This window comes from Streptomyces sp. NPDC051172, from assembly GCF_040682555.1.
Lineage (GTDB): Bacteria > Actinomycetota > Actinomycetes > Streptomycetales > Streptomycetaceae > Streptomyces.
Genome location: NZ_JBFBBE010000294.1, coordinates 1 through 2,011, shown reverse-complemented (window position 1 = coordinate 2,011; position 2,011 = coordinate 1). Strand labels below are relative to the sequence as shown.

The 2,011-nt window shown below is 70.1% G+C and carries 2 protein-coding genes; both read left to right on the top strand.

Annotated features, from left to right (window positions below):
- On the top strand, window positions 1-450 hold a 450-nt coding region (locus tag AB0N07_RS50465), incomplete at its 5' end, for a condensation domain-containing protein (RefSeq protein WP_365847669.1).
- 157 nt (window positions 451-607) lie between these two features.
- Entirely contained in the window at window positions 608-1,915 is a 1,308-nt protein-coding gene (locus AB0N07_RS50460; RefSeq protein ID WP_365847667.1) for an MFS transporter, read from the top strand.
- The last annotated feature ends 96 nt before the right edge of the window (window positions 1,916-2,011 follow it).

Below are 2,011 nucleotides of genomic sequence, written 5' to 3'. Positions count from 1 at the left end.
CGCACCGCGGCACGCCACCCCCTCTTCCAGGTGATGCTGTCCTTCGACACCAACACCGAAGCCGCCTTCGACCTCCCCGGACTCGACATCGGCGAGTTCGAGATCCCGGAACACGAAACCCCCAAGTTCGACCTGAACTTCCTGCTGCGGGGGTCGTACGAGCCGGACGGGCGTCCGACCGGGATCACGGGGATCATCGCGTACGCCACCGACCTGTTCGACCACGGCACGGTCCAGACATGGGCCGACCGGCTCAGCCGACTCCTCGCGGAGCTGACCTCCGATCCCGACCAGCCCATCGGTGAGGTCGAAGTCCCGGAACCGGCTCAACGGAACGCGAAACCGGACCGGTTGGAGATCCGACCGGGGCTCGGCCCCGGACGGCGGCGGGTGCTGACCCGTCCCGGTCTCCCGGCGCAGCAGCCGCGTGGCGGAACGGCCCGTGGCTGAGTGCGCCGGGAAGTCCAGGCATGCCCCCACACCGCCCGGCACGTCCTAGATCACCCGTGCGGCGAATTCGACCCGATAGGAAGACAGTGATGGACCAACGCGCCGAGACCCCGCGTTCCCGACCGGGAACCGAGATCCGTCAGGCGGTGCGGCGCTCATGAGCGAGGACGCCTCGAGCGCCGGGAAGAAGCCGGCTTCGCTGTTCCGCCGGCGCAACTTCGCGCTGCTGTGGACGGGGCAGTCGGCCTCGCTCTTCAGCTCCCAGATCACCTACGTCGCGATGCCGCTGACCGCGGTCCTGCTGCTGCATGCGACGCCGCTGGAAGCCGGCGTGCTCGTCGCCCTCGAGACGCTGCCGTTCCTGCTCTTCGGCCTCTTCGTCGGCGTGATGCTGGACCGCCGGGCGCGCCGGTCCGTGATGATCGTCGCCGACGTCGTGCGTGCCGCGGCCCTCGCCTGGATCCCGGTCGCGCACTGGCTCGATGTGCTGAACATCGGTCAGCTCTTCGTCGTGGTCTTCGTCGTCGGCGTGATGACCGTGTTCTTCGACCTCGCCCACCAGTCCTACACACCCGGTCTGATCGGCCGGGACCGGCTCGGCGAGGCGAACGCGAAGCTGGAACTCTCGGACTCGATGGCGCAGGTCGTCGGGCCGGGCGCGGCGGGCCTGCTGATCAGCGCGCTCAGCGCCCCGGTGGCGATCGCGGTGGACGCGGCGAGCTACGTCCTGTCCTTCTGCACGGTGGCGGGACTGCCGGCCGACGAGGCGCCGAAGCCTCAGCCCGGGGCGGAGACCCTCTCGGTGCGGGATTCGATCCGTGAGGGATTCACCGCGATCGTGCGGCACCCGCTGCTGCGCTGGTTCACCACGGCCGCGCTGATCATCAACCTGTTCTCCGGCGCCCTGATGTCGGTGTTCTTCCTCTATCTGCTCCGGGTCCTCGACATGGGCTCGAAGCAGGTCGGCCTGATCGTCGCGGTCGGCAGCGTCGGTGCCCTGGTCGGCGTCCTTCTGGTCGGCCCGCTGACCGGACGGTTCGGCGTCGGCCCGACCCTGATCCTGACGATGGCGCTGCCCGGCCTCGGCCATCTCGTCCTGGCGGCCGTGCACGGTCACTCACTGGCCGCGCTCGCCGTCGTCGCGGCCACGGCCTTCGTCGTCCAGTTCAGCGTTCCCGTCTTCAACGTGACGGTGATCAGCTTCCGGCAGGTCTCCACCCCGGACGAGCTGCTCGGGCGGGTGAACGCCACGGCCCGTACCTGCGCGCTGGGCGCGTTCTCGCTCGGCTCGCTGCTCGGCGGTGCGCTCGCCTCCGGAACCGGGCTGCGGACGGCGATCGTGCTGGCCGCGAGCGGGACGTTCCTGGCCTCCCTGGCCCTGCTGTTCTCGCCCGTGCGCACGGTGCGCCGCCTTGAGGCGCCCGCCACCGACTCCGACTCGGCCGTCGCGCCGGAGCCCGCATGACCATTCATCCCTGAAGGAACGGGGCCGGTCAAGTGCCTGACCTGTCCGTGTTTTTGGCGGTTCCCGGCTGCTTTTGGGCAGCGCCCGGCGAGGCTC